The organism is Alteromonas sp. K632G, from assembly GCF_017653625.1.
Taxonomy (GTDB): domain Bacteria; phylum Pseudomonadota; class Gammaproteobacteria; order Enterobacterales; family Alteromonadaceae; genus Alteromonas; species Alteromonas naphthalenivorans.
In genome coordinates this window covers 26555-50887 of record NZ_JAGGDM010000013.1, presented here as the reverse complement: position 1 = coordinate 50887, position 24333 = coordinate 26555, and the positions used below count along the sequence as shown (strand labels likewise).

Below are 24333 nucleotides of genomic sequence, written 5' to 3'. Positions count from 1 at the left end.
AATTTTAGCGAGGTTAAAGGAGTAGTGCTTATTGGACATTAAATAAGCACGAGTCAATGGGTAGGCTGGTAAGGCAACAGTGCATGCCCCTAACATGATAAAGTTGTGATATAAGCAAATATGGCTGAAAAACGTAATATCTTTTTGGTTGGCCCAATGGGTGCTGGCAAAAGCACCATCGGTAGACACCTGGCAGACGAACTTCACCTGGATTTTTATGACTCCGATCAGGAAATTGAGCGCCGTTCTGGTGCTGATATCGCCTGGATCTTCGACCTTGAAGGCGAAGATGGATTCCGTGCGCGTGAAGAAAACATCATCAATGATTTAACAGACAAGCAGGGTATCGTGCTTGCCACTGGTGGCGGTTCAATTGTAACCAAAGCAGTTCGTAATCGTTTGTCTGCACGAGGCATTGTTGTTTACTTGCAAACTACGATTGATAAGCAAGTTGCTCGAACACAGCGCGATAAGCGTCGCCCTTTGCTTCAAAACAACGATCCGGAGCAAGTACTTCGCGATCTTGCAGATTTGCGTAATCCTCTTTACGAAGAAGTTGCAGATTATGTAGTTGATACTGATGACCAATCTGCTCGCGCAGTGGCAAATCAGATCATTAGTAAAATCGGTTTATAAATAAAATAATTAGGAGGTGCTACGCCCATGTCAACCTTAACTGTGGAACTTGGCGAACGTAGCTATCCTATACATATTGAGGCCGGGTTGCTTAAGCAGCCTGGCCTTTTTGTGCCTTATATAAAAGGTCCGTTAGCGGTTATTGTTACCAACGAAACCGTTGCGCCTCTATACCTTGATACCGTGAAAGCGGCATGTGGTAGTAAGCAAATTGAAACCATTGTATTGCCTGACGGTGAACAATATAAAAACCTTGAGCAATTCGAGGTAGTCATGACCCGCTTACTTGAGCTCAACGCGGCTCGAGATACCACCCTAATAGCATTAGGTGGTGGGGTTATTGGCGACTTGTGTGGTTTCGTGGCTGCAACATATCAACGTGGCGTACCCTTTATTCAAGTGCCCACTACCCTACTTTCACAAGTAGATTCTTCTGTGGGTGGTAAAACTGCGGTTAATCATCCTCTAGGCAAAAACATGATTGGCGCATTTTATCAGCCAATTTTAGTCGCTATTGATACACAATCACTGTCTACGCTACCTCCCCGTGAATTCTCTGCTGGTATGGCGGAAGTCATAAAATACGGCATCATTTATGATGAAGCCTTTTTCTCTTGGCTTGAAGCGAATGAGCAAGCACTAAAGCAGCTAGATGAATCAACCCTTAATGTTGCCATTAAACGCTGCTGTGAAATTAAAGCAGAAGTGGTCGCTAAAGATGAACGTGAAGGCGGACTAAGAGCTATTTTGAACTTGGGTCACACGTTTGGTCACGCAATTGAAGCTGAACAAGGCTACGGCAACTGGTTACATGGCGAAGCAGTGTCAGCTGGTACTATAATTGCTTGTGTAGCTGCAGAGCAGTTAGGTTGGTTTACAGCGTCAGAAACTCGTCGCGTACGATCACTCTTTGAGGCATTTTCACTTCCAGTGGAAGGGCCTAGCACAATGAGTAAAGCAGATTATGTTAAGCATATGAAGCGCGACAAAAAAGTAGAAGCCGGTAATATTCGTTTTGTGCTTCCTAAGAATATGGGCAATGCTGTCGTCACTAAAGATGTGACTGACGATATGCTTACTGAAATTCTACGCTAGCCATTTACTGGCACACCTAACTAACACCAACATTCGTTTTCTTTGCTAGCCCTTTACACATGTATCGGGCTTTATGGGGTTATTGCGCATGCACAGTGAATTGCATGAACGTCTTGAGTATTTAGTTAATTATTCCTCTCAACTGGTTTTTGTCAGCGGCGACTCTATTGCAGAGCAACAGCAAACCCTTGAAGCCTTCGTCTACCAGCAGCATGACGATACTGAGATAGCGTATTTAACCGCTGAATCCAATATGGAAATTTCTGACTACCGTGGTCAGTTGTGCCGTCAGTTGTTAGGTCAAGTAGTCGGCAGTTTCGTACGCCCTCTTAACGAACTTTTATCCGCGCTAAATAACCATGAGGGTCCAGTCCTCATTGCTATCACGCAAGCCGAGCACATGCCCGACAAACTGCTTCAAGAATTATGGGATTTGGTGTTACAAAGCCGCTTTGCAGGTAACAAGCAGCATTTGAACGTATTACTATTTGCCACAACCAAGTGGGCTGAAAATGCTAAAAAATGGCTTCCAGCCAAAAATACCGATACGCCATTGCTTATTAGTAGCCAGTCCATTTCTTCAAACCTTCAAGGTTCAAAGCCCCAAGGCTCTGAATTAGATAGGATGATTTCCCAGCGCAGAGAAGCGTTTCAAGCTCATCTTGATAAACGAAACCTTCCTATGGAAACTGCCCCGTCTAATCCACTTACTTCTACGGGGTTTTATATTGCGATTGCCTTAGTATTCTTATTAACTTTTGGCGGGTTGGTTACCTGGCAGTATGGTGATTCAATATCGTCATTATTTTCACCTATTGAACAACAACCTAAGCCTTCTGAGGCTGAAATTGTGGTACCAGGCTCTGCTTTTAGCAAAGTCGCAGACAACCACGTTGAGCAGCCTAACGCGCCAACGTCAGATAATGAGAGCAATGTAGAACTGGTGACTGACTGGAAAGGGGCCGTTTCTTCGCTTAATGGCGATGTAACAAATAACACCTTGGCAGGCAGCACTGACACCGCTAATGGCTCTGTGACAGACCTCGCAGTTAAAAGTAGCCCTGTTGTGCCGGCATCGCCAGTAGTGGGTACAACAAAGCAAAGCAGCAACCAAGAGCCTCGACAATCAGTAGTCGCCCGTGAAGTGGCTAATAGCGCACCTTCGAACGCGACTGATAGCAGTGCATCTACGCCCGCAACAAATCAAGCCCCGCCGCAAGCCCCCTCGGTTCAACAAAGTAGCGCAACGGTGCAAGAGCAACCATTAAGCGATGATGGGACAACCCGTGAAGGTGTTACCGCCACTAGCGCAGAAATTTTACGCCCTGACATGGTTTTACCCAACGACTTTGTGATTCAAATGGTAGGCATTAAAGATAAAAGCGTGGTTCGCCAATTTATTGCTCAACATAACTTGTATGCCGTGACCCGACAGTATGTGACTACGCGGTATGGCGGTGATTGGCATGTAGTTGTTTTTCATCAACCATTTCGCTCATTAACAGAAGCTCGAGCAGCGCTGTCCGCGTTGCCCGATTACCCGACTAAGAACGAAGCGTTCATTAAACGTGGGCAGCAAATTCTAGACGAAATGGCACTGGTAGCTGGCGAATAATAGTACGTTGTGCCCATTGTACTGACTTCAAACAAAAGAAAAGCCGTCAGCTTTACGTTTCATGGTTGTTCCATCGTATGAGGAAAGATACAATCTATCTTTAGCGTGGTATTGCGAAGTAATTGCAACGCCACTCCCCAGAATTACGCCAAACTCGGCGAGTACCGGATTGACAACCGTCTATATTCCGTGCAGGTAGTAACGTTTACGCATGATGCAGAAGAAAAACCGGGCCTTTTTAAAATGGGCCGGTGGCAAGTACAGCCTAGTAGAGCATATTCAGGCAAGGTTACCTCAAGCAAACAAACTTATTGAACCGTTTGTAGGCGCGGGGTCAGTGTTTCTGAACACTCAGTATAAGCGGTATTTGCTGAACGACATCAACCCTGACCTTATAAACTTGTACAACTTCTTAAAAGTTCAGCCCGATGCCATCATCCACGACGCACGCAGTTTCTTTAACGGCGAGCGTAACGATGAGAAAATGTACTATGCATTGCGAGAAGAATTTAATGCAACCGAAGACGAGTACTACCGAGCTATTTTGTTTCTATACCTCAATAGGCATGGGTACAATGGATTATGTCGCTATAGTTTAGCGGGCAGGTTCAACGTCCCTTTTGGGCGCTATAAAAAGCCTTACTTTCCTGAGCATGAAATGTTTGTGTTTGCAGAAAAAGCGCAAAAAGCCACGTTCACTTGTTTACCCTTTGAAAAAGTATTTACTCGTGCTCGCCGTGGAAATGTCATTTATTGTGACCCACCCTACGCGCCTATCAGTAAAACAGCTGCGTTTACGAGTTATGCGGCACGCAGTTTTGGGCAAGACGCGCAAGAAAAGTTAGCTGAACTCGCGATGCGATCAGCAAAAAAGCGGGGGATCCCCGTATTGGTGTCTAATCACGACTTGCCACTTACCCGCTCCTTGTATAAGGGCGCAGACTTCAGCATGTTGTCGGTAAAGCGCTCCATTAGTCAAAATGGTGCTACTAGAAAGCCTGTAGATGAAATTTTGGCGTATTTCCCGCCTAGCACAGTAGTAAAAAAGCCAAAACGAAATCAACGCAAAAGTATGGTAGCGAAAAAATAATTAGTAACCGGTGAGCCACTTCACAAACATCATTAAAGAGACCACCATCATGGCAACTAAAATTATGCCAATGATCAGAAAACTAACAAAAGTTCCTTTCGTGAAATCACGCTCGTAGTTTTTATGGCTTTGTACACCGAACACACCCGCGACAACACTCATAAGCACTGACCAGAAGCCGGTACCCGGTTGTTGACTCATTACTGATAAGTCTTTTGTTGGGGAATTGTCATGCTACTTGCAGTCTTACTTACTGTCATCATCATGAAGTAGCTCAAGCAAGTCGAGAAAATGGAACTGAAATGAAGGCGATTTTCCCGCTATCCAAGACAGCCAACTGACTTCAGTAACGCCGTCTCTGTCTCTGGCACACTGATTTTGCACATGGCTAGCAGGTAACTTAGGGTTAAAACGAGAAGAAGGTTGAAACTCGCACACCGAGGCTTCCGAGCCCGAACGTGGATAGACCGCTACACTAACTAGCGCAACAATGCCGCATACTGCATAAAATGGAAGTACTTTCATCCTGAACACTCCTTACGCTATTTTGCTTTGAACTTCATTATAAATAAAACCTTATTAGTCACAAGATAATATTCAATAATGATGAATATTAATACTAACTTCATCAGTAAAAAAAGCCTGACACATAAGTATCAGGCTTTTAGATTCAGACATTCGAAACAACTAATCTATTGTTTTCGAGGTCATTTTAAACTTACAGTTCGAAGTCCATGCTGTAAGCAACAGTGAACTTAACTGCATCGTTATCTAACGAATCTGCATCACCACTGTCATCTAAATCAGTACCGGTTACTGCGAAGCTAAATCCATCTTTCGCAATAGACACACCCCAATCTGCGTAACCGCCAACTACACCGTTGAAATCTTCCGCAAAATCACCTTGGTGGTAACCAACGTGGAAACCTAGTTCCGAACCATTTAGTACTTCTAAACCATAATCAAGAGAAACATAAGTCGCTTCACCAAAACCGTAATCACGGTTATCAGCTTCATCCGCTTCGGTATGAGCAAGAACAGAAAGGGTCAGACTTAAACCACCCATACCAACAGAGCCGTATACTTCAGCGAAGTCAAAGTTTGCTGCAGCATCATAGTTGTAATAAAGGTAACCGAAGTCGTAGGAGATATCGTTAGACTCACCAGAGAATCCAAAATACATATCGTGTTCGTACGAGTAATTATCATCTGAACCGTATTTCACGTTTGATGCCCAAGTACCTGCGTAAAAGCCACTTTCGTGTGCGTAGTCAATTCCGCCCTGAACGGCAGCTTCATTCATTGTTTGCGTTAGACCACGCCAAATGTAGTTACTTGTCGCGCCAGCGTTAGCTGTAACTTCTGCGTAACTAGGTAGCGCAGTAAATAGGCATGCAGACGATACTGCAGCAGCAAGCAATGTGCTTTTAGTAGATAATTTCATGTGTGTGTTCTCCGTGAAGTTCCAAAACTTGTTTTAATTAATTTTTCTGTCTTGATTTTTCTTATATTAGAGTTGGATTACGCAAGAGTGATGCCCACTTATTGCACATATACCAGCACTTGCAAAAAACGCATAAGCACTTGATTTATATTAATTTAAAATAAAAACACTTAAACAAAAAGAATTTAACGGCTAAGATGAGTGCACAGAAATGCACCAAAAAAATGCAACCTCACCAATAGCGTGCAATTAATTTAATCTTTTACCCCCCTAATATTTACTTATCTGTAACACGTCATCGAATGCAATCAGCGCTGTTTTCAACTGCTAACTTTCGGTAAACTTCACCTTTTAGCACGTGCATTGCCTCGTAAATAGGGAAAACCGATGAAACCATTTTTGATTGCACCCTCAATTCTGTCTGCCGATTTTGCCCGGCTAGGAGAAGAGGTAGAGAACGTACTGAGCGCAGGTGCCGATGTGGTTCATTTTGATGTAATGGATAATCACTATGTGCCCAACCTCACATTTGGCCCTATGATCTGCGAGGCTTTAAGAAAATATGGCATTACTGCACCTATTGATGTGCATCTGATGGTGAAACCGGTTGATGACTTAATCGAAAAATTTGCCGATGCCGGTGCCACTTATATTAGTTTTCACCCTGAAGCATCAGAGCATATCGACCGCTCACTACAGCTTATTATTGATGCAGGGTGTAAACCTGGCTTAGTCTTTAACCCTGCCACGCCTTTGCATTATCTGGATCATGTCATGGACAAGTTACACCATATCCTTATTATGTCGGTCAATCCGGGCTTTGGTGGGCAAAAGTTTATTCCTAGCACTTTAGATAAAGTGCGCGCCGTTAAGCAACGAGTGTTACAAAGCGGTCACGATATAAGAATAGAAATTGACGGCGGCGTAAAAGTCGATAACATTCGCGCCATTGCGGAAGCTGGCGCTGATATGTTTGTAGCCGGTTCAGCTATTTTTTCCGAGCCAGATTATCGCGCAGTTATTGATGACATGCGCAGTGAATTATCTCGTCTTTCTAAGGCGTAACTAAACAACGTTAACGTACAGGTACACATTATGAGTAACAAGCCTATTGTATTAAGTGGCTGTCAGCCTTCTGGACAACTTACCCTTGGTAACTACATGGGTGCGCTTAAACAGTGGGTTTCCATGCAAGACGATCATGATTGCCTATATATGTTGGTAGATTTGCACGCCATTACGGTTAGGCAAGATCCTAAGCAATTGTTTGAGGCCTCGCTTGATGGACTAGCTCTATACCTTGCCTGCGGTATTGATCCAGAGAAAAGCACATTATTTTTGCAGTCTCACGTGCCTCAGCACGCCCAGCTTTCATGGGTGCTAAATTGTTACACCCAAATGGGTGAACTAAATCGCATGACACAATTTAAAGATAAGTCGGCAAAAAACGAGAATAATATTAATGTTGGCTTATACGGTTATCCGGTATTAATGGCCGCAGATATTTTAATGTACCAAGCAGACAAAGTACCTGTTGGTGATGACCAAAAACAACACCTTGAGCTTACCCGTGATATCGCAAATCGTGTGAATAACTTGTACGGCGAAATATTGCGCGTACCTGAGCCTCATATCCCTGAGTTCGGCGCTCGTATCATGAGCCTACAAGAGCCTGAAAAGAAGATGTCGAAGTCTGACGTTAACCCAAATAACTTTATTGGTTTGCTTGAAGATCCTAAAAAGATTACTAAGAAAATTAAACGCGCGGTAACCGATTCAGACGAGCAAGCTGACATTTACTTCAATCCACAGGAAAAGCCAGGGGTATCGAACCTACTTACTTTACTGTCGCTGTCGACAGGTAAGACGATAGATGAGCTGGTTCCCGCTTACGAAGATAAAATGTATGGTCACTTGAAGGGTGACGTAGCAGAAGCGGTAGTGGGACTACTAGAGCCAATTCAGCAACGCTATGCCGATATTCGTACGAATCGTGACTACTTAAACGATGTTATGCGAAATGGCGCTGAAAAAGCATCAGCCCGCGCAGAAGAAACCCTTAAAAAGGTGTATGAAGCCGTTGGTTTTATTCCAAAGCCTTAATTAGTGTTGCATTGAACAGGTTAGATTGCCGTGTTGCTGTTAATTGATAATTTCGATTCATTTACTCACAATCTAGCCCGTTACCTTACTGAATTAGGTGCTTGCGTTAAAGTGGTGAGAAATAACGCCCTAAGCATTGCCGATATAGAAGCCTTATCGCCAAGTCATTTAGTGATTTCACCCGGGCCCTGTACACCTAATGAGTCAGGAATTAGCGTAGAGGCGATTAAGCACTTCGCTGGGAAAATTCCTTTACTTGGTGTGTGCTTAGGCCATCAAGCCATCGGCCAGGTTTTTGGTGCTTCTGTTATCGGTGCAAAAGAAATTAAGCACGGCAAAACCTCTGCGCTCTTTCATAAAAACCGAGGCCTGTTTAATGGGTTTGAACAAGGTTACGCGGTAACTCGCTATCACTCATTGGTGCTTGATGAAAACCACTTCCCTAACGTTTTAAATATAGATGCGTGGTGCGTGACTGATGATGGGGAAAAAGAGATTATGGGAATCTCTCATAACGCACTCCCTATCTGGGGTGTACAATTTCACCCTGAATCCTTACTAACCGAGTATGGTCACGATATTTTAAATGCTTTTCTAAATGCTTAGGCCGTCAGTCTTATTTATTCTGCCAAGGGTTCAGAATAAACTTAAGCTATATGGCTTCCTGCCGATAAAAAAGTTCTGCAGTTATTCGCATTTGGCGTTGTTTTTGTTTACTTTTTATAGGTTAATCAACAAAGCGCCTTTGTAAGTAGTATATTTAGGAAGTAGGGCGACCCAATGCACGGCATCTATGAACAGACGCACGAACAGTTACTTAGCAGGAGCTACTTTGAGATGACGACCCCAGCATCGACCCCGCCGCCTATCGATGAGCGCTTTGAGAGCCTATTAATTTCTCCAGAGCTTGCGATGAAAATGCTGGGAAAGCGTGGTCCTGGTGAAATCAGCTTTGAACAATCTGAACAAGGTGACGCCCGCAGACAATTACTTCACGTAGAAAAAGTCGCTATTGAGAATAAGCGCCTAAAAGCGCAGTCTGATGCCTCATATACCGAAACAGTTAACCATTACTTACATGAAGTGTTATTAGGTGAGCTTACCGAGCAGTTATCGTTTACCTCAGACGTATTCAACAACACATTGAATTTAAGTGACGACACTGGTGCATTACTCGATGCGCTCTCGGTACGCGCCGCATCGGTATCAAAACTAGAACCTATTGCAGCTAACTTACCTTGGCTTTATGACGAGTTGATGCAAGTCGTGAACTCTCCGGCTTTTAGAAGACGAGACTCCAAAGGTAGGGTAATCGTGGTGGAAACTTTCAGAACGGCACTTAGCTTCTTAGGCATTGAGAATTTACGCCTGCTTATTCCTTCTCTTATTGTAAAACGTGCCATGCCTCAGGTAACCGACCCGTACCCTTGCATTAAACTTAAACTCACTCAGTTTGCGCACGGCACGGCGGTATCCGCTAGGCACCTCGCGCCGCACTATAAGCTTAACCCGGTTCAGGCTTATAGTTTTGGTATGCTCAGTCAATTAGGTCGCTGTGCCATCATCCGCTTGTACTTCAAGTTGTTTGATAAGGTGCAGCTTCACCTATTGACCGAAAGCCAAAAAGACAAAGAGCGCATGCGTCATGAAGCTTTATTAAAGCTGGCACCATCGGCGAATTACCTAATTGCATTACAAGATGAATATGCTGATGCATTATCCGCCGACCTTATTGAAAACATGATGTTGAAACGCTTATTTATTGGTGATGCGATGCGTCAATGTGTCAACAGAGAGCCCTGTGAAGTAGGCTCCATGTCTAAGCTTCTACATCAAGCTCGCACCTATTCGAAGGTAAGAATGCTGCATCAATCACGTATGGTTGAAGTGGCAGAGGTAAAACCAATGATTAAAGAACAAGAATATCCATCAGGTGCATTGGAAAAACTAAGATCTGTTGATATTTTCACCCTTCCTTTATCAAGGGAGGAAGAAAACAGCTAATTTTTTGTGGATATTCATGCAAATTAGCCAAATATCTCCTTTTACCCTCATTTGACCCACGCCAGATCAACGCGCTCTGGCTGTGAGATTACACACCTAATTCACCTTTTAATTACACTATTCCTAAACAATATGGCTTAGTAGTAAATAGTTATTCACTTTTCCTGCAAATTAAGCCAGAGTCCTTGTATATAAAGGGCTGCAGCCATTCACAAACAAGACAACTCCTTAAAAAAATGGCATACTCTCCGGTAATTTCGTTTATTTTTCCGCCTGCTCGAGGTCTATTGTACCGACACGGGCGCTTAAAACAGAGGTAACAAAAATGACAGTAACTCGCGCAACGTTTGATGAAGTGATGGTGCCTAACTACAATCCTGCGGGCATGGTACCCGTACGCGGAGAAGGTTCGCGTGTATGGGATCAAGATGGTGCTGAGTACATCGACTTCGCTGGCGGTATTGCCGTGAACGTACTAGGTCATTGTCACCCTGAACTCGTTAAGGCGCTTAACGAACAAGGCAGTAAGTTGTGGCACTTGAGTAACGTATTCACCAATGAGCCAGCCCTTCGCTTAGCCTCTAAACTGGTCAATGCCACGTTTGCAGAGAAAGTGTACTTTGCTAACTCAGGCGCAGAAGCCAATGAAGCCGCATTAAAATTAGCACGTCGTTTCGCATTAGATAACTACGGTGAAGATAAAAACCAAATTATTGCCTTCAACAAAGGGTTCCACGGCCGTACTTTCTTTACCGTAACCGTTGGCGGACAGGCCGCATATTCAGATGGTTTTGGTCCTAAGCCTGGTGCTGTTGAGCATTGCGACTATAACGATTTAGCCGCTTTCGAAGCATTAATCTCAGACAACACATGTGCCGTTATGATGGAACCCCTTCAAGGCGAAGGCGGAATCATCTCTCCTGATATTGAATTTATCAAAGGCGTGCGTGAGTTGTGTGATAAGCACAATGCCTTGCTCATTTTTGATGAAGTGCAATCGGGTGTTGGCCGTACTGGTCACCTGTATGCCTATATGGGCTTAGATGTGACACCTGACATTTTAACTACCGCAAAATCGTTAGGCGGTGGCTTCCCTATTGGCGCTATGCTAACCACTACTGACATTGCCGCGCATTTAAAAGCAGGTACGCATGGAAGTACCTACGGCGGTAATCCACTAGCCTGCGCTGTAGCTGAAAAAGCCTTTGATATTGTTAACCAGCCTGAAGTACTTGAAGGCGTGCTACACAAAGAAGCCTTGTATCGTGAGCTTTTAACAGCCATCAACGACAAGTACGAGGTATTTTCTGAAGTACGTGGGCAAGGTATGTTGCTTGGCTGCGCGTTAAACGAAAAATACCAAGGCCGCGCTCGCGACTTTATGATGGCCGCAACAAAAGAACACCTTATGTGTTTAATTGCTGGCGCTAACGTTATTCGTTTTGCTCCTTCTTTGGTTATTCCTGATGAAGATATTAAAGAAGGTCTAGCCCGCTTTGAACGTGCCGTTGCCGCTGTTGTGAACGCCGAATAAACGCCAATTTAGCGAGTAGCGAACATGAATATAATTCGCCCTATTACACAAGCTGATTACCAGGCTTTGTACGACATTGCAGTAGAATCAGGTATTGGGTTTACCTCGTTGCCGGTTAACGATGATCTGCTGCATAGAAAAGTCGACCGTGCGCAAGAAGCTTTCACCAAAGCTAACGTGACCCAACCCGGTGATGAGTCGTACCTGTTTGTTATGGAAGATACGACCACCGGCGAAGTAGTGGGCACTTCAGGTATTGAAGCCGCCGTAGGCATTGATGATGCGTTTTACCACTATCACTTGAGTAAAGTGGTACATGCCTCTCGAGAGTTAAACATTCACAATACGGTTGAAATTCTGACCTTTTGTAATGACTACACTGGGGTTACTGAGATTTGTACGCTGTTTTTAAGAGAACAAGCCCGAGGCGGAATAAACGGGCGTTTTCTCTCGAAAGTACGCTTCTTATTTATGATGGAGCACCGTGAACGCTTCTCTGAAACGATTATTGCCGAAATGCGTGGTGTAAGTGATGAAGAAGGCCGTTCGCCTTTTTGGGAATGGCTTGAAACCCACTTTTTCTCAATGGACTTTCCTACTGCCGACTACTTAACCGGTATTGGTAATAAGGTGTTTATTGCAGAACTGATGCCTAAATACCCTATTTACGTCAATCTATTAAGTAAAGAAGCACAAGCGGTTATTGGTCAGGTTCATGACAAAACCCGCCCTGCCCTGCAGCTACTTGAAGGTGAGGGATTTAGCTGTCGCGGTTACGTCGATATTTTTGATGCAGGTCCTACGGTAGAGGCCAATCTCAGTCATATCCGAACAGCACAGTCTAGCTTAAAAATGCCAATTGTTATTGATGACGCGGCGGCGGCACAAGGCCAAACCCACTACATCATTAACACCTCTGTTGCAGACTTTCGCGCGGTAGCCACCGAAATAGGGGTTAACGAAGAGCAAAATATTGCCGTGCTTTCGCGTCAGGCTGCAGCCGCTCTGAATGTGCAGGAGGGCGACCATGTTCGTCTTGCACCTGTAAAATTCAGAGACTAATTGAAGGACACTTTTTTATGTTACATACACACTTTATCGACGGTCAATGGGTGACCGGTGAAGGGCACAACCTAGCCTCAATCGACCCCGCTAAAAACCAAGTTATTTGGGAAGGTAAGTCAGCCTCTCCTAGTCAAATTGACTTAGCAGTGAAAGCCGCTCGTGCCGCTGCCCCTGCATGGGGAATGATGACGGTTGAAGAACGTTTAAGCATTATTAAGGTATACGGCGAAAAGCTAGGCGAAGCGAAAGCGCACCTAGCTAAAGTGATGGCAAAAGAAACCGGCAAACCTGAGTGGGAAACGGCCACAGAAGTGGGCGCCATGATGGGTAAAATTGCTATTTCTGAAAAAGCATATTTCGAACGTACCGGCAATGTGGAAAACCCTATGCCTGTAGGTAAAGCCTTCATTCGCCATAAAGCCCATGGTGTTGTAGCCGTATTCGGCCCGTATAATTTCCCTGGTCACTTACCCAATGGTCACATTGTACCTGCGCTTATTGCAGGTAATACCGTGGTATTTAAACCAAGCGACTTGACCCCTATGGTTGCCGAAGAAATGGTTAAACTATGGGAACAAGCAGGCTTACCAGCTGGCGTACTAAATTTAGTACAAGGTGAAGTTGAAACCGGTAAAGCGCTAGCGTCACACAATGGTATTGATGGGTTATTCTTTACCGGAAGTTCACGTACGGGCAAAATTTTACACGAACAGTTTGCGGGTCATCCAGGTAAAATTTTGGCCCTTGAAATGGGCGGAAATAATCCGTTAATAGTGAAAGACGTAGCCGATATTGATGGTGCGGTTCACGATATCGTGCAGTCGGCCTTTATTACGTCGGGACAACGCTGCACCTGTGCACGCCGTTTGTTTTTGCCTGCCAATGCACAAGGTGATGCCACATTAGCCCGTCTTCTTGAAGTCACTAAAAACATCAAAATTGATGACTATGACGCAGAAGATCAGCCTTTCATGGGCGCAATGATTTCAGCCAATGCTGCAGCATCTATGGTTAAAGCGCAGCAAGAACTTGAAGCTCTAGGCGGCAAGGTGTTGTTGCGATTAGAACAGCCTGATCCCCAAAAGGGTTTCGCCACCCCAGGTATTATTGATGTCACTGACATGCTATCTAAATTGCCTGATGAAGAGCACTTCGGCCCATTGCTTAAGGTTATTCGCTACACCGACTTTGATAGTGCAATTGAAGAGGCGAACAATACCAGCTTTGGCTTATCAGCAGGATTGCTAGCTGATAACGAAGAAGACTACCGTTACTTTTTTGCACGTATTCGTGCAGGCATTGTTAACTGGAATCGCCCTATTACGGGTGCAAGCAGTGCAGCACCGTTTGGTGGCATTGGTGAAAGTGGAAACCATCGCGCCAGTGCATTTTATGCCGCCGATTATTGCGCATTCCCTGTCGCCTCGGTAGAGCTTGAAAAAGTGACCTTGCCGGGCAAGTTAAGCCCTGGCCTAACACTTTAAATAAACCAATACAGACAAAGCCGCTATCAATAGCGGCTTTATTTATAGGACACACCCCATGCATAACAATATCGATACGCTCTTTGCCAATATGTGGGACGATTATGTTGCAATTACCCCTTCAGCTCACAAAATTCATGCCCTGCTTGCGGATGAAGAAAGCACAAATAACATTGTTAACGACCATGTTGCTTTTAGAACCTTTGCATTAGATAAAACTGCGCTTGAAAAATTGGCCGCTCACTTTCTTGCCCTCGGATATACCGAAATGGGTAATTATAATTTCGAAGCGAAGAAGCTAACCGCCAAGCATTTCGAACACCCTGATGACACAAAACCAAAAGTCTTCATCAGCGAGTTGAGAGTGAACGAACTGTCCGACAATACGCAGGCCATAATTCAAAAGCTTGTAGCGCAAATGGATGCCAATGTCGTGACTGCTGATAACTTCCTTTATTCAGGCCGTCACTGGGATATCAGCAAAGCCGATTACGATGCTCTGCTCAATGAATCAGAATATGCAGCGTGGTTAGCGGCATGGGGATTTCGCGCTAATCACTTCACAGTTAGCGTGAATCATTTAGGGCAAACTGATGAGCTTTCAGATGTAAACGCGCGCCTTAAAGAAGCCGGTTTTGTGCTAAACACCTCTGGCGGCGAAATAAAAGGCGGGCCTGAGGTCTTCTTAGCGCAGTCGTCTACTATGGCCGATCGGGCTCCTGTGAATTTTTCTGATGAGACCGCTGCCATTCCAAGTTGTTTCTACGAATTTGCTCAGCGCTATAACATGCCTAATGGCAAACGCTACCAAGGCTTTGTGGCAGCTTCCGCAGATAAGATATTTGAAAGCACTAACGCCAGTTAACGTTTTGATGCGTTGAATCGGCGCAGTCTGAACAAAAAAGAATTTAAATGCGATGAATAAAGGGGCGAAAGCCCTTTTATTTTCTGCTAGGGAACGTATCTGACACGTTTGTGTGCCTTGCAAGGAACTGATCATAAGGCATAGGTTTATCGAAATAAAAACCCTGCATGAGGTTCACGTCAGCATTTTCCATAAAGGGTAAGTAAGACTCCTGCTCTACCCCTTCCACCACAATTTCAATCTGCAACCTATTGAGCATGGCCACCAAACCACAGAAAAGCGCATTCGCTTTACTGTTGTTATGGATATCCTTAACCAAGCTCCTGTCCACTTTAACGACTTCAAAATGAAAGTTTCGAAGGTAACTTAAGGAAGAAAAGCCACTGCCAAAATCGTCAAGTGAAAGGCGGAAGCCAACTTCACGCAGACTATTTAGCGCGGCAAGCGCGGCTTTTTCATCACGGATAAAAATAGACTCGGTGAGTTCAAGTTCAATCATGTTGGTTCGCACCGAACTATCATTACAAATTTTCGTGGCTTGGGCGGGGAAATCGGTGTCTAGCATTTGGTTAACACTGATATTAATTGAAAGCGGAATGCTCTCCCCTTGCTGCGCTTCCATCATAGCAATGTAGTCACATGCAGCTTCCAGCGCTTGCACGCCAATCTGGCGGTCAAGGTCGTGCGCTTCAGCGATGGGGATAAATACCAGAGGAGGTACAACACCGTGCAAACCAGATATCCACCTGCAAAGCACTTCTCCGCCTTTCAAATTGCCCTGTAAGTCATACTTGCCTTGAATATAATAATCGAGCAAGTTATTTTCGATAGCTTTACGCAAGTCGTTAACCATACTGACCTGTTGCGACATTCTCTCATAAAGCCCATCCTCATAGACATTCACTTGGCCTTTACCAAGTTTTTTGGCGTGATACATTGCCGCATCTGCGCATTGTACAACGCCTTCAATACTGTCATTGTGTTCGGGAAATTTGGCAATACCGATACTTGCGGACAGTTTCAATTCGACCTTTTTAGTTACCACAACATCTTCTTCGATGAGCCGAATGAGCGCTTCGGATTTCTCCACCGCCCATTCAATATTTTGTCTTGAAAGTACCGCAATAAACTCATCGCCTCCCCACCGCGCCACATCACCAAACGGACCAAATGAAGCGGTTAGCAATGCGGCAACACGCTGAAGCTCAACATCGCCTTTCTCATGACCCGCGGTATCATTAATCGCCTTGAAACCATCAAGGTCGATGAACACGACTAAAAAGTCGCCGTGGCTGTCGAAAAGTTGTTGGAAAATATCACGCAGGGCGCTGCGATTATTTAACCCAGTTAATTCATCGTACAGGGCAAGTTGCTTTAACCGAGCTTCATTGCGTTTGCGTTCACTAATATCCCGCATAGTGGCAATAAGCGATGATGAGGCTTCTAGGTAATTGTCAAACACCGATACGGATATATCAACCGCGGTATTCTCCCCCACTCTGGGTACAATAACAGACTCAAACCTAAGCTGTTTTTTATGCTCCAAGCTATTGGTATTTACCTTTTCACCCTTCAACAAATCATTAAGATTAAGATTGATACAGGCCATTTTATCTGGCGCACCCACCAGCTTCACAAACGCCTCATTGCATTCGTTTATGCTTAAGCTAGGAGATAATACCAACATGGGTTCGCGAGAATTCGCAAAGGCTGATGCCATGAGTTGAAAGGATTGCTCTGCTTCCCTTTGCTGCGTTATATCTCTCGTGGTTCCCACTATTTGTAAGGCTTCACCACTACTACCACGCTTAAGTACACGCCCTCTTAGGCGCACCCACTGCAACTGGCCTTGTATGCTCATACGAAAGGAAAGTTCTATGCGTTCGCGCCCACCATGAAGCGCCATCGACCATTGAAACTGTAAGTTTTCCAAGTCACCTTCATGCACTAACGCCATTAAGTCGATTGGGGTTCCGGACCAGGTAGACTCACTTTCTGAATTAAGTGAAAACGCACGAATATCAATGATGTCGTGGCTCGCCTGCCAATCCCAAAACGACTCTTGCGATGCCCATAATGCGAGTTCTAACTTTTTCTGGGATTGCTGACTGAAAAGGAGTGAATTGTATAGCTCGTCAGCTTTTAGCAACAGCAAGGATTCTGCATTTTCTCTTGCTGTTTTTTCACGCTGAAGCCGCCTTTCTAAGCTTTTTAATTTTTCTTCTAGAGGATCTAGATCGGCGCCCACCGGCTACACAACCTGAATACTAAATTCGTAAGTATGAGGGAATGACATTTGATGAGTTTCGCGTTCTAGCGTGCAATCGAAGTACGCAGCTGCTGCATCCATCAACCCTTCAGCAAGGGGATACAATTCTCGTTCCGAGAAGTAGCGCAAGCGCATACTATTATCGGTTCTAGATATAACGGTAAACCTAGGCAAATCAGCATCTGGATAGAGTTTGCGCACTTGAACATGAATGTCACCATCAAGGTGTTCTAGCAACTGTAAAATGTCTTTCGTGTCTGCAAGTACATTGCCATGTACTGCCGCTAGCTTACCAAAAAGATAAACCCCAAAATCGTACAGCAGTTCATTAACCGACTTACCGGTTTTCGCGGTAAGGATAGTTAATATTTTCTGCATTTCTTCAAAAGGGTAATAGCCGACCGCAGTATAGGCTCCATCATTTGTTAACTCAGCTTCAACAATCACTTCGTCAGCAAATTCAGGCGATACCTTTTCTTCTAGCATGTCTATGAGCGAAGTAAATACAATCCCTAACATACGGTCTCCTTATACAGTTAATAATAGTGTAGTTCAGTCACACCCAACGACAACCATTGTTTAGGAAATATCATTCTCTTGGGCGTCTGAACTATCGTCACTTGAAGCGCTTTGATTTTGCACCACTTCAACACTATCCACCCGCTGTAAACCTCGAGGTAACTTGTTTCCTCTTCGTCCTCGCTCTCCATAATAGTGTTCTAAATCTGAAGCAGACAAGGTCATATTACGTTTACCCGCGGTCACTTTTAATGAAGCGCCATCAGGCACTACCGCCAATACAGTCACAAACTCTTCGCGGGATTGCGCTTTGGCACCAGGAATATTAATCAGCTTATTCCCTTTTCCTTTACCTAGGCTTGGCAAGTCTTTAAGTGGGAACAGCAACATACGCCCCTCGTTCGAGATGGTTAAACACCAATCTGACTCAGGGTTAGTGACAGGTTTAGGCTTCATTACCTTGGCGGCCTTTGGCAAAGAAAGATATGCTTTCCCCGCCTTATTTTTGCTCACCATATCTTTGAATGTGCCTACGAAGCCGTAGCCAGCATCGGAGCCAACCAAAAACTTAGCCTCGTCGGATGCCATAATAACGTGTTCAAACGACTCACCACCTACCAAGGCAAAACGCCCTGTCAGCGGTTCCCCCTGACTCCGCGCCGATGGCAATCCATGGGCATCACAGGAGAAAGTACGTCCCGAGGTATCCATGAATACCGCAGGTTGATTACTTTTCCCTTCTGCACTTGATAGATAGCCATCACCCGCTTTGTAGCTTAATCCCTCTGCATCAATGTCATGACCTTTGGCGCAACGTGCCCACCCTTTTTCTGATAACACCACGGTAACTGATTCAGCTGGCACGAGTTCTTTTTCAGACAATGCTTTCGCTTCGCCACGCTCAACAATGGGTGAACGTCTATCATCACCATACTTTTCAGCATCGGCGAGAATTTCTTTCTTGATCAGGGTTTTTAAGCGGCGATCTGAGCCTAGCAAGGTTTGCAGTTTGTCACGCTCTGCAGCCAACTCGTCTTGCTCGCCCTTAATTTTCATTTCTTCAAGCTTGGCTAAATGACGAAGCTTTAATTCTAGTATTGCTTCTGCCTGCTTATCGCTAAGCGAGAACCGCGAGATTAACTCTTGCTTGGGTTTTTCGTAGGTACGGATAATCTCGATAACTTCATCGATATTCAAAAAGGCAATGAGCAAGCCTTCTAAAATATGTAAACGAGCCAGCACTTTGTCTAATCGGTACTGAAGACGACGGGTAACGGTCTCTTTTCGGTAAACCAACCATTCAGATAGGATAGTTCGAAGATCTTTAACCTTAGGACGACCATCCAAACCAATCATGTTTAGGTTTACGCGATAGTTCTTTTCTAAATCGGTAGTCGCAAACAAATGCTGCATTAACTGGGCAGTATCGATACGGTTTGAACGCGGCGTAATAATTAATCGGGTAGGGTTTTCGTGATCTGACTCGTCGCGTAAATCGCTAACCATTGGCAGCTTTTTAGCCTGCATCTGCCCTGCGATTTGCTCTAAAATTTTACCACCTGATGCCTGGTGAGGCAGCGCAGTAACAACAATATCGCCATTTTCTTCGTGGAACACCGCACGCATTTTAATTGAGCCGCGGCCGGTTTCGTAAAGTTTACGAATATCAGCTTTAGGCGTAATAACTTCAGCTTCGGTAGGATAATCTGGCCCATTAACGTGCTCTAGCACATCGCTAAGCTCTGCTTTGCTGTTGTCGAGCAACATGGCACAGGCATAAGCCAATTCACGCACATTATGTGGTGGAATATCTGTTGCCATACCAACAGCAATACCGGTAACGCCATTAAGCAAGATATGCGGCAAACGAGCGGGTAGCACACAAGGCTCTTCTAATGTGCCATCGAAATTGGGGGTCCAATCGACGGTGCCTTGACCTAATTCATCCAATAAAACTTCTGAAAAACGAGAAAGTTTAGCCTCGGTATATCGCATGGCAGCGAAAGATTTAGGGTCGTCTGGCGCTCCCCAGTTTCCTTGCCCATCTACCAAGGGGTAGCGATAAGAAAAGGGCTGCGCCATCAATACCATGGCTTCATAACACGCGGAATCTCCATGAGGATGAAACTTACCTAATACATCCCCTACCGTTCTAGCTGATTTTTTGTACTTAGCATTAGCGCTCAGTCCCAAGTCAGACATGGCGTATATAATGCGTCGTTGTACGGGCTTTAGGCCGTCAGCAATATGAGGTAGGGCACGGTCCATGATGACGTACATGGAATAGTTTAAGTAAGCGTCTTCGGTAAAGCGCCTTAAAGGCAGTTGTTCTACACCGTCGCGGTTAATAATAATCTCGTCGCTCATGATAATTTTTTCGTTTTGTTATTTTCACAATACAGCGTTAATGCCAAGCATTTAGTTTATTTAAACAGGTAGCAGCGTTAACGAACGGCGTGTTTATGTGGAAGTGTTTACCCACAAAATAGGACTTTTTATTAAGCCTTCAATGTTTCTATTGTGGGGCAAACTAGGGGCTAGTGCAATAATCACTATTAGGTTAACTCAGTATAGCGATAGACGTAAATGCCTCAATCTTTTGTACAATTGTCCGCCAGAGTGGTTTAATAAGAATAGAAGAAGATTAAGAAGCTATTCAGGATGTATTTGTTTCGAATTTTTACACTGCTGTGCGCATTACTTTGGCTTATCGCCCCTCAATCAACACACGCTCAGCATATTGAGCAACTTTTCGATGAAGATGCTTCTTTAGACCTCTCCGACTCCCTGTACTATTTATACGAAACCAATCTGCCACTCACAATAAACGATGTGAGTAGACGGCGCAGCGACTTTCGAATGCATCCCTATAGTAATCCCAATTTTGGATTCAGAGATAAAGGAATGTGGTTATTAACGTCATTTTCCAACGTGTCAAACCAAGAGAACTGGGTATTTTCTATCAATTTTAGCCAACTCGACAAAGTCGATTTCTATTTGGTTAAAAATGGAGAAGTATTGCAGCAAAGCCATCAGGGGAAATCTCAAAAAGAGCAAATTTTTCGCATTCCTACATTACGGGTAAAGCTTGCCAACGCTGAACGGGTAGATTTATTCATACGTGTTGAAAGCCAATCATCAAGTCTTATTACGCCACTACGAGTGCAACCTGAGCCAGTTCATAGCAGTTCGTTCCAAATGGACAGCCTAATGTGGGGTTTGTTTTACGGGGGGTTGCTGATACTGGCGGTCTATAACCTTGTGCTGTATTTCGGGGTTCGCGAGCGCAGTCTTATTGCCTACGTGGGCTATATATGCGCCGTTATTCTTTGGCAATTTATTTGGGGCGGCCATATCCACCTGCTGTTTTCAGGGGGAATACCCTATTGGCTTGTTGGCCACACTGAACTGATATTTGTGATCATAGGTATCTCATCCGGTTTTTTTACCGTGAGCTTTCTTGAGACCAAAAAGAACGCCAAGGCTGCACATCCTGTCATTGTTTTGTTATTGGCAGTACAAATGGTTATTGGGGTAGTTTGTTTTCTGGGGGTGCTTCCTTCTATCTGGAAGAATAACTTGGTTTATGGTGTAGGTCTAATCGCAATTTGTAGTTATATATTTGCCGGTATTGAAGCCTTCATTAACCGCTTCCAACCTGCCCGATACTTTATATTTGCTTGGGGTATGCTGGCCTCTGGTGCCATTATTGGCATGCTAAGTTTAATTGGCGTACTCCCCTCAAACGACTTCACCACTTACTGTTTCCAAGTGGGTGTATTTTTAGAATCTGGGCTGTTTTCTTTCGCGCTAATGGAAAAAAGTAGAAGCCAACTTGAGCATGAGGTTGAGCAAGCCACCGATGATTTACGCAATAATATGGAGCTCATTGAAGAGCAAAACGCACGCTTAGATATTGCCCGTAAAGACGCAATTAAAGCCAGTAATGTGAAATCGCAATTTCTTGCCAATATGAGCCATGAAATACGTACGCCTCTTAACGGTATTCTAGGGTTTAGCCGAGAACTCACCCATGCCTCTTTGCCGTCTGATCAACAAGAGCAAGTGCGAATTATCAATACTGCCGCTGATAACTTGCTGACTATAGTGAACGATGTTTTAGACTTCTCTAAGATTGAAGCCGGTAAGCTGCAAATCAACAACCAACCATTTTCACCCAATACTTTATTGGAAGAAATGGTGACAATTATGGCGAAGTCTTCCCATTCTAAAAAGTTAGAATTTGTTTTCGACCTAGCGCCCTTGCCAGAAAAGTTAATAGGTGATGTGTTCAGAATAAAGCAAATTTTGAACAACCTGCTTGGCAACGCCTTAAAATTCACCCCTTCCGGTACGATTACCCTAGCAGTTAAAGGCCGCCCGCTTTTGCACGGAATTCATGAAATTGAAATCACCGTTGAAGATACGGGTATCGGTATAAACCGGCAGGACAGAAAGAAACTCTTTAATGCGTTTTCTCAAGTAGATGACTCGATAAACCGAAACTACCAAGGGACAGGATTAGGCTTGGTAATTAGTCGAGAGCTAGTTCGACTCATGCGAGGCGACTTAACCCTCAAAAGTACGCCAAGACAAGGTTCCACCTTCGTGGTTACCCTCAGAACCAATCACTTAAGCCAGAAATATGCATTGAGTGCTGATACCGAGTGGCATGGAAAACATGTGGTTATCTTCGACCCCATTCCGGCTACACGCCGTGCCAGCGCCTCTATGTTGAAGCAACTGGGTGCTAACGTTACCACGGTTGAATCCATTGATTACCTTTCCAGACTATCGCTACAGTCATCTTCCACTGATTTCTTTATGGCAACCGTGCCGGTATCAAAAATGGACAAGCGGGATGAGTTCTTAAGCCGCTTTGTACAGTTTAATGCCACTAAGCGCGTGCTTTGGTATTCAGGCCCAGAGCCTTTTACTCAATACCCAAGTTTATCTCAGCACTTTCATACTCAAATACGCATGCCAATGACGCTAAGTAAGCTCGATGGCTTAGTGAATAATAAGAAAGCGGTACCAAGAAATCCGCTTCAAGATAAGTTGAACTCCCTTCCACCGGCAAGAATTCTAGCCGTGGATGATATGGATATGAACCTCAAGTTACTGCATACCTGGCTTGATAACTCACCTATATCATTAGTGACCACAACCAGTGGCGAAGACGCGGTTAATCAGTGCCAAACCCAAGAGTTCGACTTGATATTAATGGATGTTCAAATGCCTATTATGGATGGGCTTCAAGCGTCTCGAGCGATAAGAAAAACGACGCTGAACATGGGCACACCTATTATTGCGGTAACCGCCCATGCCTTTAAAGAAGAGCAAGAAAGATTACTCGCTTCGGGCATGGATGACTATTTGCCCAAACCCATTGAGATAGGTTCTCTGGTAGACCTTATTCGTTCGTGGTGCCATGCAGCTGAGCCTGGGCACATATTACTTCCTTCCTTAGACTGGCAGCTTGCGCTAAAACGCGCACACCAGAACCATGAAGCAGCAAAAGAATTACTTGAAGACTTTATTACTATGGCGCCGGACATGCTGATGACCTTGAAGGCGCTGTGGAATAAAAAAGATTACGCAGAGCTTAAACTCGAAATTCATAAGTTACACGGAGCATGCTGTTATATAGGCGCCCCGCGATTGCAAAGCTTAGCAGATGAGCTCGAAAGCGCCCTTAAACTAGGGCAACATTTTCTAGTTGCTGAGAATCTGCCGCTGTTACTTGATGAAATTGAGCGAGTCTGCTCTGAAGGGCAGACGCGCACAGGCTAGCTTAACATGGGTTATTGAACCTTATTGGTTCTGCGGGCGGCTTGGCATTGAGAAATAAGCGCAGCAAATTCTTCTGGGGTTCTATCTATGTCAGAGGTAGCAATAAACACGTCATAGCCTAGGCGCTTGCGAAGCTCTGCCATACGGTTTGCCAACATGGCTTTTACCCCAGTGAGTACTGTGCCATTGTTTAAGGTGAAATGATTGTCATCGAACATAGACTCTTCGTAGCAACTTCCCGTTGCACACCCTTCATTGGTGTTATGCAGCAACAAAGGTCGCTGCTCCATAAGCAAATGGGTGGCTAAACGTGGCGATATACTGGTTAGAAACTCGGTATAGTCTTTTAATTTAAACCCCACGGTTTCAAGCCCTACATGCTCTAATCCTTGTCGTACTCTCGGGCAGTCTGCCCGCTGTAAGTTTTCCCAATGTATCCGCCAGCTGCCTAAACGGTGGCGATAGGTAATTACTTCTGTGGTCATTTCTAGGCTGAATTCAGGTTCTCGAATTTTAAAGTAGCCCACCAATAAAGTAACTAATGCGGCACTGGTGATCAAAATACCCGCAAGGAAAAGCCAATCAGGGAGCAATACAAACCAAAGCGCTGCAAACACTAGCCCTGCGCAACCAATAACGATACTGGTTATACCGTTACTTTTTGACGCGGCTCGAATAAGAATAGGTTCAGGGTTATTGCCAGACATACAGGTACACAACCAACATAATTAAGGCCCACAGCACATAAAGTCGAATACGCTGGCAGACGGCACAGTCTGTCTTCCACCAGCTAAAATGGCGTGTTGGCGCATTTTGT

The 24333-nt window shown here is 44.6% G+C and carries 20 protein-coding genes; 13 read left to right on the top strand and 7 right to left on the bottom strand.

The genetic code is table 11. The features are described 5' to 3' along the window. Positions 1–120: 120 nt before the first annotated feature. From aroK to J5X92_RS13425, 4 genes are all read left to right on the top strand, one after another. On the top strand, positions 121–636 hold the full coding sequence (gene aroK, locus J5X92_RS13440; protein WP_013785664.1) for a shikimate kinase AroK: 516 nt from the start codon (positions 121–123) through the stop codon (positions 634–636). Positions 637–663: 27 nt separating this feature from the next. Next, the gene (aroB, locus tag J5X92_RS13435) at positions 664–1731 is read left to right on the top strand and encodes a 3-dehydroquinate synthase (RefSeq protein ID WP_208805939.1); all 1068 of its coding nucleotides are present in this window, start codon (positions 664–666) and stop codon (positions 1729–1731) included. 88 nt (positions 1732–1819) lie between these two features. Further along, positions 1820–3346, top strand: coding sequence for an SPOR domain-containing protein (locus tag J5X92_RS13430; protein WP_208805938.1), 1527 nt, complete (start codon positions 1820–1822; stop codon positions 3344–3346). Between the two features lie 211 nt (positions 3347–3557). After that, the gene (locus J5X92_RS13425; protein ID WP_126872946.1) at positions 3558–4436 is read left to right on the top strand and encodes a Dam family site-specific DNA-(adenine-N6)-methyltransferase; all 879 of its coding nucleotides are present in this window, start codon (positions 3558–3560) and stop codon (positions 4434–4436) included. Here J5X92_RS13425 and J5X92_RS13420 read toward each other — a convergent pair whose 3' ends face one another. The 3 genes from J5X92_RS13420 to J5X92_RS13410 all read right to left on the bottom strand — a co-directional run bounded on the left by J5X92_RS13420 (position 4437) and on the right by J5X92_RS13410 (position 5880). Continuing rightward, positions 4437–4637 carry a DUF2970 domain-containing protein gene (locus J5X92_RS13420; RefSeq protein ID WP_013785669.1) on the bottom strand — a complete coding sequence of 67 codons (201 nt, stop codon included), beginning with the start codon at positions 4635–4637 and terminating at the stop codon, positions 4437–4439. 45 nt (positions 4638–4682) lie between these two features. Then, positions 4683–4961 (bottom strand): hypothetical protein, encoded by a 279-nt coding sequence (locus J5X92_RS13415; protein WP_126872947.1) that lies wholly within the window; start codon positions 4959–4961, stop codon positions 4683–4685. Between the two features lie 193 nt (positions 4962–5154). Beyond that, a complete protein-coding gene (locus J5X92_RS13410; protein WP_208805937.1) occupies positions 5155–5880 on the bottom strand; it encodes a TorF family putative porin in 726 nt (241 codons plus the stop codon). 387 nt (positions 5881–6267) lie between these two features. Here J5X92_RS13410 and rpe point away from each other — a divergent pair, with 387 nt between their 5' ends. The 8 genes from rpe to J5X92_RS13370 all read left to right on the top strand — a co-directional run bounded on the left by rpe (position 6268) and on the right by J5X92_RS13370 (position 14935). Further along, positions 6268–6945 (top strand): ribulose-phosphate 3-epimerase, encoded by a 678-nt coding sequence (rpe, locus tag J5X92_RS13405; RefSeq protein WP_126872949.1) that lies wholly within the window; start codon positions 6268–6270, stop codon positions 6943–6945. Between the two features lie 30 nt (positions 6946–6975). Next, positions 6976–7983 (top strand): tryptophan--tRNA ligase, encoded by a 1008-nt coding sequence (gene trpS / locus J5X92_RS13400; protein WP_126872950.1) that lies wholly within the window; start codon positions 6976–6978, stop codon positions 7981–7983. A 30-nt stretch (positions 7984–8013) separates the two neighbouring features. Next, on the top strand, positions 8014–8589 hold the full coding sequence (locus tag J5X92_RS13395) for an aminodeoxychorismate/anthranilate synthase component II (RefSeq protein ID WP_013785675.1): 576 nt from the start codon (positions 8014–8016) through the stop codon (positions 8587–8589). Between the two features lie 231 nt (positions 8590–8820). After that, positions 8821–9987: an HDOD domain-containing protein gene (locus J5X92_RS13390; RefSeq protein WP_126872951.1), complete on the top strand. Its 1167-nt coding sequence runs from the start codon at positions 8821–8823 to the stop codon at positions 9985–9987. A gap of 325 nt (positions 9988–10312) precedes the next feature. Next, positions 10313–11521 carry an aspartate aminotransferase family protein gene (locus J5X92_RS13385; protein WP_126872952.1) on the top strand — a complete coding sequence of 403 codons (1209 nt, stop codon included), beginning with the start codon at positions 10313–10315 and terminating at the stop codon, positions 11519–11521. A gap of 24 nt (positions 11522–11545) precedes the next feature. After that, complete coding sequence (gene astA, locus J5X92_RS13380; RefSeq protein ID WP_126872953.1) at positions 11546–12583, top strand: arginine N-succinyltransferase; 1038 nt, start codon at positions 11546–11548, stop codon at positions 12581–12583. Between the two features lie 17 nt (positions 12584–12600). Then, the gene (astD, locus tag J5X92_RS13375; protein WP_126872954.1) at positions 12601–14070 is read left to right on the top strand and encodes a succinylglutamate-semialdehyde dehydrogenase; all 1470 of its coding nucleotides are present in this window, start codon (positions 12601–12603) and stop codon (positions 14068–14070) included. A gap of 58 nt (positions 14071–14128) precedes the next feature. Further along, complete coding sequence (locus J5X92_RS13370) at positions 14129–14935, top strand: DUF1338 domain-containing protein (RefSeq protein ID WP_126872955.1); 807 nt, start codon at positions 14129–14131, stop codon at positions 14933–14935. A gap of 76 nt (positions 14936–15011) precedes the next feature. On the opposite strand, the gene J5X92_RS21445 is transcribed toward J5X92_RS13370, so the two are convergent. Genes J5X92_RS21445 through parC form a run of 3 tightly spaced genes read right to left on the bottom strand, consistent with a single transcriptional unit; the run spans position 15012 to position 20090 of the window. After that, positions 15012–17183 carry a bifunctional diguanylate cyclase/phosphodiesterase gene (locus J5X92_RS21445; protein WP_126872956.1) on the bottom strand — a complete coding sequence of 724 codons (2172 nt, stop codon included), beginning with the start codon at positions 17181–17183 and terminating at the stop codon, positions 15012–15014. Positions 17184–17186: 3 nt separating this feature from the next. Continuing rightward, the gene (locus tag J5X92_RS13360) at positions 17187–17723 is read right to left on the bottom strand and encodes a heme NO-binding domain-containing protein (RefSeq protein ID WP_126872957.1); all 537 of its coding nucleotides are present in this window, start codon (positions 17721–17723) and stop codon (positions 17187–17189) included. 60 nt (positions 17724–17783) lie between these two features. Continuing rightward, on the bottom strand, positions 17784–20090 hold the full coding sequence (parC, locus tag J5X92_RS13355; RefSeq protein WP_126872958.1) for a DNA topoisomerase IV subunit A: 2307 nt from the start codon (positions 20088–20090) through the stop codon (positions 17784–17786). Positions 20091–20384: 294 nt separating this feature from the next. Here parC and J5X92_RS13350 point away from each other — a divergent pair, with 294 nt between their 5' ends. Further along, a complete protein-coding gene (locus tag J5X92_RS13350) occupies positions 20385–23516 on the top strand; it encodes a hybrid sensor histidine kinase/response regulator (RefSeq protein ID WP_208805936.1) in 3132 nt (1043 codons plus the stop codon). An 11-nt stretch (positions 23517–23527) separates the two neighbouring features. Here J5X92_RS13350 and J5X92_RS13345 read toward each other — a convergent pair whose 3' ends face one another. After that, a complete protein-coding gene (locus J5X92_RS13345) occupies positions 23528–24223 on the bottom strand; it encodes a DUF2982 domain-containing protein (protein WP_013785685.1) in 696 nt (231 codons plus the stop codon). Between the last annotated feature and the right edge of the window lie 110 nt (positions 24224–24333).